The 13,291-nt window shown below is 65.6% G+C and carries 12 protein-coding genes; 4 read left to right on the forward strand and 8 right to left on the reverse strand.

Going from position 1 to position 13,291, the window contains the following annotated elements; genetic code table 11:
* Positions 1-7: 7 nt before the first annotated feature.
* The gene (locus J7643_16340) at positions 8-1,846 is read right to left on the reverse strand and encodes a transposase (protein ID MBO9542158.1); all 1,839 of its coding nucleotides are present in this window, start codon (positions 1,844-1,846) and stop codon (positions 8-10) included.
* 129 nt (positions 1,847-1,975) lie between these two features.
* On the opposite strand from J7643_16340, the gene J7643_16345 reads away from it, so the two are divergent.
* A complete protein-coding gene (locus J7643_16345) occupies positions 1,976-4,039 on the forward strand; it encodes an anhydro-N-acetylmuramic acid kinase (GenBank protein ID MBO9542159.1) in 2,064 nt (687 codons plus the stop codon).
* 46 nt (positions 4,040-4,085) lie between these two features.
* Complete coding sequence (locus tag J7643_16350; GenBank protein ID MBO9542160.1) at positions 4,086-4,235, forward strand: hypothetical protein; 150 nt, start codon at positions 4,086-4,088, stop codon at positions 4,233-4,235.
* Here J7643_16350 and J7643_16355 read toward each other — a convergent pair.
* From J7643_16355 to J7643_16380, 6 genes are all read right to left on the reverse strand, one after another.
* Positions 4,232-5,203 carry a hypothetical protein gene (locus tag J7643_16355; GenBank protein ID MBO9542161.1) on the reverse strand — a complete coding sequence of 324 codons (972 nt, stop codon included), beginning with the start codon at positions 5,201-5,203 and terminating at the stop codon, positions 4,232-4,234. The two genes, J7643_16350 and J7643_16355, sit on opposite strands and share 4 nt — an antisense overlap.
* 85 nt (positions 5,204-5,288) lie before the next feature.
* Positions 5,289-6,104, reverse strand: a complete 816-nt coding sequence (locus tag J7643_16360) for a carbohydrate ABC transporter permease (protein ID MBO9542162.1) — start codon at positions 6,102-6,104, stop codon at positions 5,289-5,291.
* Positions 6,101-6,979, reverse strand: a complete 879-nt coding sequence (locus tag J7643_16365; protein MBO9542163.1) for a sugar ABC transporter permease — start codon at positions 6,977-6,979, stop codon at positions 6,101-6,103. The genes J7643_16360 and J7643_16365 overlap by 4 nt, the downstream gene beginning before the upstream one ends.
* Before the next feature lie 14 nt (positions 6,980-6,993).
* Positions 6,994-8,250 carry a sugar ABC transporter substrate-binding protein gene (locus J7643_16370; protein MBO9542164.1) on the reverse strand — a complete coding sequence of 419 codons (1,257 nt, stop codon included), beginning with the start codon at positions 8,248-8,250 and terminating at the stop codon, positions 6,994-6,996.
* Entirely contained in the window at positions 8,250-9,797 is a 1,548-nt protein-coding gene (locus tag J7643_16375; protein MBO9542165.1) for a hypothetical protein, read from the reverse strand. Before J7643_16375 ends, J7643_16370 begins: the two co-directional genes overlap by 1 nt.
* On the reverse strand, positions 9,794-10,207 hold the full coding sequence (locus tag J7643_16380; GenBank protein ID MBO9542166.1) for a hypothetical protein: 414 nt from the start codon (positions 10,205-10,207) through the stop codon (positions 9,794-9,796). The genes J7643_16375 and J7643_16380 overlap by 4 nt, the downstream gene beginning before the upstream one ends.
* A 150-nt stretch (positions 10,208-10,357) precedes the next feature.
* On the opposite strand from J7643_16380, the gene J7643_16385 reads away from it, so the two are divergent.
* Positions 10,358-11,410 carry an aminopeptidase gene (locus tag J7643_16385; GenBank protein MBO9542167.1) on the forward strand — a complete coding sequence of 351 codons (1,053 nt, stop codon included), beginning with the start codon at positions 10,358-10,360 and terminating at the stop codon, positions 11,408-11,410.
* On the opposite strand, the gene J7643_16390 is transcribed toward J7643_16385, so the two are convergent.
* Complete coding sequence (locus J7643_16390) at positions 11,407-11,619, reverse strand: hypothetical protein (GenBank protein MBO9542168.1); 213 nt, start codon at positions 11,617-11,619, stop codon at positions 11,407-11,409. The two genes, J7643_16385 and J7643_16390, sit on opposite strands and share 4 nt — an antisense overlap.
* A gap of 287 nt (positions 11,620-11,906) precedes the next feature.
* Between J7643_16390 and J7643_16395 the strand changes: the two genes are divergently transcribed.
* Positions 11,907-13,106: a hypothetical protein gene (locus tag J7643_16395; protein MBO9542169.1), complete on the forward strand. Its 1,200-nt coding sequence runs from the start codon at positions 11,907-11,909 to the stop codon at positions 13,104-13,106.
* Positions 13,107-13,291 lie beyond the last annotated feature (185 nt).

Raw genomic sequence — 13,291 nt, forward strand, 5'->3', positions numbered from 1 at the left:
AAAGGGACTACTTGGTAGCCTTGCTGCTGGTGGTGGCAGCGGGCTTTTCGGTTTCGATCTCGACCCGGGTCACCTGGGGCGCACGGGTGGCGACCGGCTTCGTGCTCGTGGCGAGCGGCATCAGGCGGTTGGTGACGGTCTTGGTGGTTTCCAAGGTCAGGTCCACCTGGTTGCGAAGGGACGCGATGCCCTCCATCGTCATGCGGGTGCTGACGCCGATGAAATCAGCCTTCTTGCCCTCTTCGGAAATCGTGTTGACGACTTCCTTCGCGGCTTCGAGGCTGCCATCGGCGACGGCCTTGGCCTTGCCGAAGAAGTCGAGCCCGTTGGGCTCGGCGCTCAGCTTGACGACCTTCTTCGTGTTGTCGATAGCCGTATCCAGGACGCGACGGGTCACGCCGACCAGGTCGACGCGGCTCATCTCATCCGAGGTACGATCGACGTACGTCTTCAGGTTGTCGAGGCTCCCGGTGACGAACTTCGTGCCGGATTCCGTGAGATCTTTAACCAAGCTAGCCATTTCAATACCCTCCATTTGGTATGTATTCGTTGATGCGTTGACACCAAGGGTTGGAGAGGTTGGGAGGGTGGCATGCGAGACCGCCTCGCCAAGCGAGGTGAGCGCGCTTCTCATGCGATCGGCCTGTCCCTTGATCAGACCAGCCACTTGAGCTGCAGCCGTGCCGTCGGCCTGGGCGCCGGGGTTGTACCCGACGCCTGCGATACGGATCGTCTCCGACCAGATCGCGGTTTGGGCGATGTTGCGGGCCGCGTTGAGGTCCGCGTGGGCGTGGTAGCCGCACGCGCACCGGTAGGCGCGGCCGCGCCTATTGCCCGGTTGAACGACCCCGCAGGCATAGCACCGCTGCGAGGACTCGAAGCCATTGACCGCCATGACCGGGATCCCGCGCAGCTCGGCTTTGCGGGACACCAGCCGCTGGATGCGGCGGTAGGATTCGACCTCGCGGGCGGCACCCGGAGTCGTTTGGGAAGTGAAGGATTCGAACTTGATGCAGGAGCCCTTGTCGTGGGCGGCGAAGGCCACCAGGGCGTTGGCCAGGGTGCGGTCCGCGTGCACCATGTAGCGCTCGCGCTTGGCGACGACGCGCTTGAGGGCGCGGCGGTTGCCGCTTTCGGCCAGGCGCGCGACCACCTTGTCGTAGCGACGCAGATGATGCTCGTGGGCCTTGCCCGACAGGAAGAGGCGGCGATTGGAACCGGGCGCCACGGCCACGGCGCGGTGCCGACGCCCGAGATCGACGCCCACCGCCGCATAGCTTGCGCTCGGCGCCGGCACGTCGTTGAGGTAGGTCGCCGCGAAGAACCAGCGCCCGCGACGCTGGTAGAGGCGCCCTTCCAGGGGGATGCCCGCGAGCATCAGGCGCTGCAGGGCCTCGGTCTGGGCCATGGGCACGAGCACCGGCACGGTGACGGGGCGGCCAAGAACCGGGATGGTGAGCTTCCAGCGCCCCTCGATGCTGGTGAGCTGCCAGTCCTGGTCGCCGAAGACGACCGGGGCGTACGGCTTGAACTTGGGAAGGGGCGATCGCTCGGTGCGCGACTTGGCGGCCTTGAGCTGGCCGCGGATCATGCGCGTCAGAGGATGGTCCAGGCCCGAGGGGAAGAGGCGCTCCATGGCCTCGAAGGCGCCGCGCTCGAAGAGTTCGAAGGCGCTGCGTGCCATCGCGGGGGTGGGAGCGACCGTCTCGACCGCATCCAGCGAGCCCCGGACCATGGCAACCGCTAGCTCGTTGGCGATCCGGTTGAACTCGACCTGCATCTGCCGAAACGCCTGCTGTTTGGCAAGCGTCGGGGCGTGCAGTTCGAGGGTGATCGTCCGGGCCACTGAGGCGTCCTCATGCAACCGAGGGGGCGTCGATCCGATTATAGCACCCTTGGAAACGAACTTGCCTGCTGGCCGTTTCCGGGCTAACCGAGGCCATGAGCTGGGCGAGCAGGTGCTATGATCAGCAGCATGATACGCGTGATCGGCCTGATGTCAGGCACCTCTCTCGACGGCGTGGACGTTTGCATGGTCCGCTTCTCCCAGGCGGGCCGCCTTCGCTTCGAGATCGAGGCCTTCGAGACTTACCCCTTGCCCGAAGCCCTCAAGGCCGCGGTGCTCGCCCAGATGCGCCCCGAGACCAGCCGAGTGGATGCCCTCTGCGCCCTCGACGCCGAGCTGGGCGCCTTCTTCGCCGACGCGGCGCTGCGGCTCATCGCCGAAGCCGGCCTCTCACCCGAAGCGGTGGACCTCATCGGCTCGCACGGCCAGACGATTTACCACCTGCCCCACGGCCCTTATCCCTCGACCATGCAACTCGGCGACGGCTCGTTCATCGCCGTACGCACGGGGATCACCACCGTCAGCGACTTCCGGATGGCCGACATGGCCGCAGGCGGGCAGGGTGCGCCCTTGGTTCCCCACGCGGACCGGACCCTCTTCGCTGATCCCGCGCGCGCGATCGCCCTGCTCAACCTGGGCGGCATCGCCAACATCACCCTGATGGCGCCCGGCGGCGATCGCCTCCTGGCCTTCGACACGGGCCCCGCCAACATGGTCGTCGATCGCTTCGTCGAGCGCCTGACCGAGGGCAGGCAGCACTACGACGCCGACGGCCGGATCGCGCTGAGCGGCCGGGTCCAGCCCGAGCTGCTCGACCAGTGGCTCCAGCACCCCTTCTTCATGGCCCGTCCGCCCAAGTCCACCGGGCGCGAGGATTTCGGGCACGCCTACGCGGATGCGCGCTATGACGAAGGGCTCGAAGCCGGGGTGAGCGGTCCTGATCTGGTGGCCACGGCCACCGCCCTCACCGCCCACAGCGTTGCCCAGAGCCTGCGCGCCTTCGCCCCACCCAGCCTTCGGCCTTCCGAGATCCTGGTGAGCGGCGGCGGCGCCCGCAACCCTGCCCTGATGGCCTTTTTGCAAGAGGCCCTCGCCCCCGTGCCCGTCGTGCCGCTCGATGCACGTGGGGTCTCGGGGGATGCCAAGGAAGCCCTCGCCTTCGCCCTCTTCGCCTACCAGGCGGTGCAAGGCCTCTTCAACCACGCCCCCGACGCCACCGGTGCGAGTACTCCGCTGGTCCTCGGCAAGATCGCTCCTGGGCGCAACTTCGCAGGCGTCAAGCTCCGGGCGACGAGCAGCCCTGAAGTCGGCACCGAGAGCCCCAATCCCCTGAGCCAGGACCTGGACCTCATGACGATCCCCGAGATCCTGGCCGTCATGAACCAAGAGGATGCGCGCTGTCTCGATGCGATCGCCTCGGCCCTGCCGACCCTCTCTGCGCTCGTCGCGCGGGTGCAAGCAGCGCTTGAATCAGGCGGCCGCCTCTTCTACGTGGGCGCGGGCACCAGCGGGCGCCTCGGGGTGCTCGATGCCTCTGAATGCCCGCCCACCTTCTCGACCGACCCCGAGCTGGTGCAGGGCCTCATCGCCGGTGGTGACTACGCCCTGCGCAACGCCGTCGAAGGGGCCGAGGACGATCGCGAGGCGGGCGCCAAGGACCTGGCGGCGCGCGGCCTGAACGCCAAAGACGTCGTGGTGGGGATCGCCGCGAGCGGCCACACTCCCTACGTCCACGGCGCCCTCGCCTACGCGCACGAACTCGAGGCCGCCACGGGCCTCATCGCCTGCAACCGGCTCGCCGAGCGCCCCGCATACGTGGACGAACTGGTGGAACTCGTGGTGGGGCCGGAAATCCTGGCCGGTTCGACCCGCCTCAAGGCCGGGACCGTCACCAAGCTTGCGCTCAACATGATCTCGACGGCCGCCATGGTGCGGCTCGGCAAGGTCTACGGCAACCGCATGGTCGATGTCCGGGTTTCGAACGCCAAGCTCGCACGCCGGGCCCTCGGCATGGTCCAGGCCCTCGGGGGCGTCGAGGCCGCCGAAGCCGAGCGCTTGCTTGAAGCGAGCCAGGGGCGCGTCAAGACGGCGATCGCCATGGCCCGGTGCGGCCTCGACGCCGCCGAAGCGGAGCGTCGCCTCGCCGAAGCGGCCGGGCGGCTGCGGCAAGTGGTCGGCAATCCAACCCCTTGACGTTTGGTCGGTTCTAGGGCGTCATGGTGGCATGCAGCATCAAGCCATGAGCCAAGCACAAGCCCAGTTCTTCGCCGAGACGGCCTGCTGTCCGGCGTGCCAGTTCGAGCGCCTCAAGCGCGGCGTCAACCTCAAAGAGGGCTGGTGGTTATGCGGCGGCTGCGAGATCTGGTGGAACCAGCCGACTAACGACTAGAACCGGGCGTTGAACTCGATCGCGCCGCCGCTCTGGTTGGTCTTGCTGTTGTGGAAGGCACGAGCCGTGACCTTCGCGTCCTCTTTCAGAGAGTAATCGACCCCGACGCTCGTCTCCAGGGACTTGTCCTGGAAGCGATAGCGCTCTTCGGCGAACGCCGACAGGTTGCCCTCGGGTGCCGTGTAGTCGACGCGCAGCGACGCAGACCCAGGCCGCACGAAGGACTTGCCGCCGGTCAACTCGGCATTGAGGCGTCCTTTTACCTTCAGGGAGTCGGTCTCGTACAAAGTGGCGCTCACGGCGTTGAACGAGAAGGGCTTGCCGGTTCGACCCGCGCGATCGTTGAGGTAGTAGGCAGCCCCTGCGACGGCGACGGAGGCGAGTGCTCCCACGAGGACCGGATCCTCCTGGAACTTCGCCTTGAGTGCGTCCTTGGCGATGTCCGTGACGTCCTTGCCGTCCTTCAGGATGTCGTCGATGCCCAGGCGGCCGTTGCCGTCGAGCTTGAGCTTCAGCTCGTAGCCGCCGCCCGCCACCCAGAAGACCATCTCCCGAAGGGCCACGTCGTGCTGGCCGGTCACCGGGTTCACCCCGAACGGCGGCAGCGGCAGGTGCGGCTGCCCCGCCGAGACCGCGTACTCTCGACCACCGCCCGCAAGATCGGCAAAGCGAACCTGCTCGATGCTCAGCGGCGGCCGACGAAACGGCACCGAAATTTCGAGGTCCGGCAGATCCTTGGCGAGCGAAGCCTGCGCCCGCTCCACACCCGGCGTGAGGGCAAGGGTGACGATCTCATCGGCGATCGCCTCTCCCGAACTGGCCTTGGTCGTGGCGCCGCTGGAGAGGGCCAGCGCATCGCCGGTCAGGGCGAGCATGTCCGACTGAGGCTCGGCCCCACTCGCCTTCGCCCGCGACTTGGCGGCGGAAGTGGGCGACACATTGCCGGAGCTGTTGATGGTGTTACCCATTGAATCCCCCTGTCGGCGAGAAACGAGCGTAGGTTCATTATGCCCGAAAGGAGGCCTCGGCTGACCTCCTCTTTTTCACAAGGGGCTAGTCCTTGAGGCTGCCCGCGAGCATCCCCTGGATGAAATAACGCTGGCCCGCCAGGAACACCCCGATCGCAGGCAAGATGGCGAGCGTGGTCGCCGCCATGAGCGTGCCCCAGTCGGTGATCTCGCGGAACGAGGCGCGATAGGCGGCAAGGCCCACGGGCAGGGTCCGCAGGGCATCCGAGTTGGTCACGATCAAGGGCCAGAAGAACGAGTTCCAACTGGTGATGAAGGCGAAGATAGCAAGCGTTGCGATCGCAGGCACCGCCGTCGGGAAGGCGATCCGCCAGAAGGTGCCCCAGGGCGTGCAGCCATCGAGCTTCGCGGCCTCTTCGAGCTCGGCAGGGAAGCTCAGGAACCACTGGCGCAACAAGAAGACCCCGAAGGCCCCGAACAGGCCCGGCACGATGAGGGCCCAGTAGGTGTTCACCCAGCCCAGGCGGCACATCAGGCCGAAGAGCGGCACCACGTTCACCTGCGGCGGCACCATCATGGTCGCCAAAAAGACGAGAAACAGCGCGTCGCGCCCCTTGAAACGCAGGCGCGCGAAGGCGTAGGCCGCCATGGCCCCGGTGACGACCTGCCCCAGCACCGTGACGCTCGAAACGAGCACGCTGTTGAGGAAGTACCGCCACAAGGGGGTGGCGGTGAGGGCCTTGGCGTAGTTCTCCCAGGCGATGGGGTCGGGCCAGAGGCGCGGCGGATAGGCCATGGCCTGGGCGTTGGTCATCAGCGAAGTCACGAGCATCAAGCCGAAGGGCAGGGCCATCGACACCGCCCCCAGGATGAGCACCAGGTACGCGAGCGCTTTCTTCATTCGTAGACCACCCAGCGCTTGCGCAGGCCCCACTGGACGAGCGTGATGGCGAGGATCACGGCGAAGAGGACGTAGGCGATCGCCGACGCCTTGCCCATGTTGAAGTAGGTGAAGGCGTTCTGGTACAGCCAGTACACGATGACGTTCGTCTGATTCATGGGGCCGCCGCCCGTGAGCATGTACACCGCATCGAACGCCTGGAAGGCGTTGATCAAAGACACGGTCGTCACCAGAAAGACCGTCGGCGACAGCAAGGGCAAGGTAATCCGGAAGAAGCGCTGCATCGCCGAGGCTCCGTCCAACATGGCGGCTTCCTCGTAGTGACCCGGGATGGCCTGCAAACCCGCGAGGAAGAGCATCATCGTATAGCCGAGGCCCTTCCAAACCGTGACCAGCACGATCGCAGGCATCGCCCAGCGCAGATCCGAGAGCCAGTAGACAGGCGCCAGCCCCAAGGCCTTGAGCGCCACGTTCAGGGCCCCGAAGCGCGGATCGAACAGCCACCCCCAGACGATCGCGATCGCCACCATCGAGGTGATGTAGGGCAAGAAATAAGCAGTGCGCAGCAGGCCGCGCCCTTTGAGCTTCCGGTTGAGCGCGACCGCAAGCGCCAAGCCGAGCGCCACGTCCAAGACTACCGTCAGGCCCACGAATCCGAAGGTCTGGCCCATGACCTGATAGAAACGACTATCCGCGAAGAGGTCCGCGTAATTCGCAAGGCCAACGAAGCGCGGCGTCCCGAGCAGGTTCCAGCGCGTCAGGCTCAACCAGAAAGACCCGAGCACCGGCAAGAGGTTGAAGACCGCGATCCCAAGCACGCTCGGCAGCAAGAACAGCCAGGCCCAGCCCGCATCCTCGCCCAGTAGGCGCTTCATCGTCGAACGCGCCTTCATGGCTGCCTCAGCAATTCGTCGATGCGCGCCGAGGCGCGTTTCAGGACGGGCGCAGCGGGCTCACGGCCCGCCCACAGGGGTTCTAGTTGCTGGTCGAGCTCGTTGGCGACCTCGTTCCAGTTCGGCGGCGTGCGCATGGGACGCCCGGTCGCGATCGCCTCCACGAAGGCCCGCGCTCCCTTCGGCGCCTGGGTGGTATCCAGGTAGCGCGGGCTCTCGGCCACGTCCCGGCGCGCCGGCACGATCAAGCCGCCCTCGGCGAAGGTCTCGCTCGACTTGCGCGACGCCAAGAACTTCACCAGCTCCCAGGCGGCTTCCGGGTGTCGGCTGCTACGGGCGATCGCCCACCCCGACGCGTCCACGTCGACCACCGAGCCGGCCTTTCCGCGCGGGAAGGGAAGCACGTCCCAGTTGAAGGTGAGATTCTTGCGGAAGCCAGGCACGCTCCAGCGGCCGCTGACGAACATGGCGAGCTTCCCCTGGGCGAAGAGCTGGGCCATGGGGGCGTTGCCCGTCTGCGTCTCATTCGGAGCCGCCTGCAGACCGCGCTGCGTGTCGGCATAAGCCTGCAAGGCCGCGATCGCCTCGGGTTCGGCCAGGGTATTGCGCGTCAAATCCGCACTGAACATGTCACCACCTGCGCTCCAGACGTACGGCATCCAGAACAAGGGGCGCTTGTCGAACGAGATCCCGAAGGCATCGAGCGCGCCGTCCCCGTCCGTGTCGCGGGTGAGGCTCCGCGCCAGGGCCCGCATCTCGTCCAGGGTCCAGCTCGCCTCGGGCAGCGCGCGCCCCGCCTCTTTCAAGCGGTCGGTATTGACGTAGACCACCAGGTTCGACAGATCGCGGGGCAGGGCGTAGAGCTTGCCCTGGTAGCGCATGGCGTCGAGCCCCTGCGAGAAGAAGTCCGAAGCCGCAAGCTCCGCATCCTTCTCAAGCCACGGCCCAAGGTCCGCGAGCGCCTCCGCCGAGGCGTAAGCGGGCAGATTCCAGTTGTTGAGGAAGAGCACGTCGGGCATCTGGCCGCTTGCGACCATCACCGGCAGCTTCTGAAAGTAGCCGTCCGGCACATGCACCAGTTCGACCGGCGTCTCGGGGTGCGCGCGCCCGAACTCAGCGAGCAAGGGCTTGAGCAGCGCCACCTCATCCACGCTACCCCAGGTGGCAAAGCGGATAGTTCCGGCATCCGGAGCCGCACAGCCAGCCGTGAACAACGCGAGCATGAGCGCCAAAGCGCGACCCCAGCGCGCCACTACACCCCCAAGGCCACCGGCAGACGGCCACCCATGGGCACCTCACCCGCGAAGCCCGCAAGCGCAGCCTGCTGGGAGGCCGGATGATCCGAATAGGCGCAGACGAAGGCCGCCGCACCCGGCAGTTGCCGGGCGAGGTACGGGTTCGAGAAGCTGACCGCGTACACCGCATGCCCCATCGCCCCGAGGCGTTCGAGGAAGGCCACATGCTCCGGCGCGAGATCGATGCGCTCCTTCCAGGCCTTGATGGTGCTGAAGACGGCGCACAGCACCGGCTGACCGGGCCTCAGCCGCGAAGCGAGCATCGCAAGCTCCTCGGCGCTGCTCTCCCGACGGATGACCTCGGGAGCCGCGAAGCTCCGGGCCCTCAAGGCCTCGGCCCAAGGTGCATAAGCCTCGGCGTCGCCGTCGTCGTCGATGACCAGATGAAAGGCTGCGGACAAATCCAGGGGCAGAGCGTCAGGGCGCGCCTGGAGCACGGTCAGCGCCCCCTCGGCGACGTCGCGCGCGAGGGTCTCGGCCTCGTGACGCAAAGCGTGAGTCTCCACGTCGGGCGTCGCTGCGAGGACGCGCTGCTTGAGCGCGAGCACCCGTGAAAGGGCCTCGTCGATCCGGGCCTCGGTGAGCTCGCCCGAAGCGACGGCCGCAAGTACCGCTTCCAATGCTCCCTTGGGGTTGGGCGGCATCAAGAGCACGTCACAACCGGCCTTCAGGGCCTCGACCGCGGTCTCCGCCTCGCTGAAAGACCCCGTTACCCCGCCCATGATGAGCGCGTCCGAGACGACCAGACCCTCGTAGCCCAAGCGTCCCCGCAGCGCCCCCTGAAGAATCGGCGCCGAGAGAGTGGCGGGGCGTCCCGAAGGGTCCAGCGCCGGCACCGCCACGTGGGCCGACATGACGCTTCCCACGCCGGCAGCGATCGCCGCTTCAAAAGGAACCCACTCCAGGGCCGCGAGGCGCTCGGCATTCGCATTCACCGTTGCAAGGCAGCTGTGCGAGTCGTCGGCGGTGTCCCCGTGGCCGGGGAAGTGCTTGGCGCAGGCGATCGCCCCATGGGCCTCGCAGCCGCGCACGAAGGCCGCGACGAAGGCCGCCACCTGCTGGGGATCGCCCCCGAAGCTACGGACGTTGATGATCGGGTTGTCCGGGTTGCTGTTGACGTCGGCCACCGGCGCAAGCACCCAGTTGACCCCGACGCTGCGGGCTTCGAGGGCCGTCAGGCGACCGAGATGCCAGGCGAAGTCGGGGTTGCCCGTGGCGCCGAAGGCCATAGCGTGGGGAAAGCACGAGGCTTCGTCGAAGTGCTGACCGGCCCCCATCTCGAGATCCGCCGCCACGAGCAGGGGAATCGGCGCCGCTTCGCGCAGCCGATCCAAGAGGTCGCGGTCGTCGCGCCGTTTGTCGAAGATGAAACCGCCCCAGGCATGCTCCCTGAGGTCGTCACACGCCTTCCGGCACGCCTCGGGATCCGTAGACGGCAGCGCCAGACAGAAGAGTTGAGCGACCTTGACGGCGAGCGGCAGGTCGCCGAGCGCCGGGATGCTCACGCGAGCAGTTCGTCCAGCGACAGCGAGCGCTGCAGCTCCAGGGCCTCTTCCACCAGATCAGGCGTGCAGAAATCGAGGCGCACCAGGATCTCGCCCAGCTGGCCGCCGTGCCGGCGCTGCTCGTCGAGAGCGTCCAGGAGCTGGAGGTAACGCAGGTCTCCGTTGGAGACGAGCAACTCGCCCAGCCGGATCTGGGTCCGATACTCGCGCAGGCAAGAAATGAGCTCGTCGAAGGAGAGATAGCCGAGTTCGACGAGGATCTCGCCGATGCGCAGGTGGCGCTTCTTCTTCTCCTGGAGGGCCAGGCCCTCACGCAACTGCTCCGCGGTGATGAGGGACTTCGAAATCAGGAAGTCGCCAAAGAACCCGGCTTGAATCTCTTCAATGAAGGCTTCTTTCTGCGTGGTCAACGTGTTCCCCCTTCAGCGCGCCTCGCGGCACCATGCCCCGCCTGGGGCGTGCCAATATCCGAGCAAGAGTATACCCAAAGGGCACCCGGGACAAATCGTCTCGGCGCGTTTCGGTTTAAAATGGAGGGTCCACGGCAAGGGAGGAAGCGGATGCAAATCAGCGTAAAGACAAGACTCGGAGCCGTCATCGCGGGGGGAGTCCTCATGCTCAACGGATGCAGCGCGGGGTATTTGCTCAAGCAAGGCTACGGGCAGGCATCCCTTCTCTTCCAGCGCGAATCCATGGAGGCCGCCCGCACCGACACGCGGCTGAGCGACGAGCAGCGGCAGCGACTCGACGTGGTGACAGGCGCCAAGGCCTACGCCATCCGCACCATCGGCCTCAAGGAGAGCGCGAGCTACGACAAGGTCATCGTGCTCGATCGCTCAGCCGTCACTTACGTGGTCTCGGGGGCCCCAAAGGACAAGCTCGAACCCTACTTGTGGCACTTCCCCGTGGTGGGGGCGGTGCCCTACAAGGGCTTCTTCGATCGCTCCGAGGCGATCGCCGAGCAAGAAGGGCTCAAGGCCAAGGGCTTCGACACCTACTTGCGTGGCGTCGCCGCCTTCAGCCTGCTGGGGTGGATCCCCGATCCGCTCTACTCGCCCCTCTTGAAGTACGAGCCACCGGTGCTCGCCAACACCATCATCCACGAGCTGACGCACGGGACGGTTTTCCTAAAAGGGGCATCGAGCTTCAACGAAGGCTTCGCCACCTTCGTCGGCAACCAAGGCGGGATCGGCTACATGCGCGAACGCTACGGTCCCGATTCGGCAGAGGCCCGCTACGCGGAGGGAATGGTGCGAGATGAGCGGAAGTTCACGGCCTTCTTGCAAGACCTCGGCGCGGAGCTTCGTGCCCTCTACGGCTCCTCACGCATGTCGGAGGAGAAACTGAGCGCCCGAGAAAAGGTCTTCGCCGAGGCCCAGGCGCAGTTCGCCTTGATCCCCTTCGAGACCGACCATTTCGCCTGGTTCGGAAAAGCGACGCTCAACAACGCCTTTCTCATGACGCTTCTGACCTACCAATCCAACGCGGATCGCTTCGAGAAGGTCTACGATCGCCTCGGGCGGGACTTGAAGGCCATGGTGCAGTTCTTTCGGGATCAGGTCGCCAAGCAGCCCGATCCCGAGGCCTACCTGGATGGCTGGCTGAAGGGCTAGAACACCGACGAGACGGCAGGGCTGATCCGGATCTCGCTGGTCGCAAGGAAGAAGACATCCACATGGGGAGCCACCGAGACCATGCTCAGGTCCTCATCCAGGATGTCGACCATGACGTTGCAACCCGCGCAGGAGAACTCCTCACCACTCACGGTGTCGGCCTTGAGGGCCTTGTGGCAGAAGGGGCAGCTGAAAACGGTCTTGATCATAGGATTCATCCTCCTGGATCGAATCTACCCGAGGCGCTTCATATTTAAACATAAACGATTGTAAACTTGCCTGCTCGAAATGCTTCCATCCATGGTTTAAATCCGCGTCCTGAAACCATTTTCGCCCAAAAAATAATTTGAAATATTTCTTTACAATCCCTCGTCTGCTCGTTTTGCCTGTCCTGTTTATCGGAAGAAAGACGGAGTTTTAACAAAGGCTTGATGTGCTTCGACAACCCTTAACAGATTCGGCGCCATAAAGAGCGTGTGTGAAAAGGAGAGGCTGTATGGGAAACACGAGCATCACCTCGGGCAGCATCAACCCGATCTTGTCTGAGGCGGTCATCGGTCGCAAGACCGAGGAGATGGAGCCCGTCGCCAAGCCCATCGAGGCCATCACCGCCAGCGCCGTCGAAGATCGTTCGGCTCCGGCTGTCCGGGACCACAAGGACATCAAGCCGACCGGCTCAGACAGCACCCTCACGCTCGGCAACCTTTCCTTGAACACCCCGACCGACACCAAGCAGGGCGGCTGGCTCGACAACCTCTTCGGCAGCCCGAGCACGCCGAACGTCAATTCGGAGCTGCTCGCTCAGGTCTACCAGAAGCGTGACGCGGCCCTCAAGGGCGAGGTCGACACCTCGCCCATCACGGGCAACAAGACCGCGCCGCGGCCCAACGACAACTGGAAGGCCGGCGGCCTCTACAGCCCCTGGGGCAAGACCGGTCGTGATTTCGACACGGCGCGCGCCATTCCCGGCTACAAGATGGACGCCCTCGAAGCGGAGTTCGGCAAGTTCAAAGGCATCGGGCGCAACACCAACCCGCGCAACGCGGCCGGCCCCATCGGCGGCACGCACCTCTGCGAGGCCTACGACAAGCTGTGCGCGGGCGACATCGAGGGCGCCAAGGCGAGCTACAAGGCGGCCTCGAAGACCGCCTCGCCCGTCATGCTCGACCTGAACGGCGACGGCAAGCTCGGCACCACCGGCGTTTCGACCGCCAAAGAGCGTGCGACCGGCGAGATCGGCAAGACCGTCTCGTTCGATATCGACGGTGACGGCACCAAGGACAACATCGAGTGGATGAGCGGCGACGGTGACGGGATGCTCGTAGACGACTCCGACGGCGGCGCGACCCGCGCGCTCAACACGGATGGCGAGATCGACGGCACCCGCCTCTTTGGCGACCAGGGTGGCAAGTTCGCCAACGGCTACGAGAAGCTGAAGCGCTTCGACAAGGACGGCGACGGCAAGCTGACCGGCGCGGAGCTCGACGGCCTCAAGGTCTGGGTCGACGACGGGGATGCCCGCCTGGGCCAGGGTGAGCTCAAGAGCCTGCGGGAGCTTGGCATCACCGAGATCTCGGTGGTGATGAAGCTGGAGCAGAACACGCGGGGCGAAGACCTCATGCGCTCGAGCTTCACCCAGAACGGCCAGTCCAAGATCACCGAAGACGTCTGGTTCGCCGACGCCTCCAAAGGGTAAGCAAGCTTTAGCGCGGCGAGACGCCTAGGTTCGAAGCGGGAGAAGGAGTAAGGCAATGGGCAACACGAGCATCACCTCGGGCGGCATCAACCCCATCATCGCCAACGCGGTCATCGGTCGTAAGACCGAAGAGATGGAGCCCGTCGCCAAGCCCATCGAGGCCATCACCGCCAACGGCATCGAAG

Source organism: bacterium (assembly GCA_017744355.1).
GTDB lineage: Bacteria > Cyanobacteriota > Sericytochromatia > S15B-MN24 > UBA4093 > JAGIBK01.

Bases quoted from the DNA above. Each gene is read 5' to 3' on its own strand.
- J7643_16345 (MBO9542159.1), top strand. From the start codon at position 1,976: ATGATACGCGTGATCGGCCTGATGTCAGGCACCTCTCTCGACGGCGTG.
- J7643_16350 (MBO9542160.1), top strand. From the start codon at position 4,086: ATGAGCCAAGCACAAGCCCAGTTCTTCGCCGAGACGGCCTGCTGTCCG.
- J7643_16355 (MBO9542161.1), bottom strand. From the start codon at position 5,203: ATGGGTAACACCATCAACAGCTCCGGCAATGTGTCGCCCACTTCCGCC.
- J7643_16360 (MBO9542162.1), bottom strand. From the start codon at position 6,104: ATGAAGAAAGCGCTCGCGTACCTGGTGCTCATCCTGGGGGCGGTGTCG.
- J7643_16365 (MBO9542163.1), bottom strand. From the start codon at position 6,979: ATGAAGCGCCTACTGGGCGAGGATGCGGGCTGGGCCTGGCTGTTCTTG.
- J7643_16385 (MBO9542167.1), top strand. From the start codon at position 10,358: ATGCAAATCAGCGTAAAGACAAGACTCGGAGCCGTCATCGCGGGGGGA.
- J7643_16390 (MBO9542168.1), bottom strand. From the start codon at position 11,619: ATGATCAAGACCGTTTTCAGCTGCCCCTTCTGCCACAAGGCCCTCAAG.
- J7643_16395 (MBO9542169.1), top strand. From the start codon at position 11,907: ATGGGAAACACGAGCATCACCTCGGGCAGCATCAACCCGATCTTGTCT.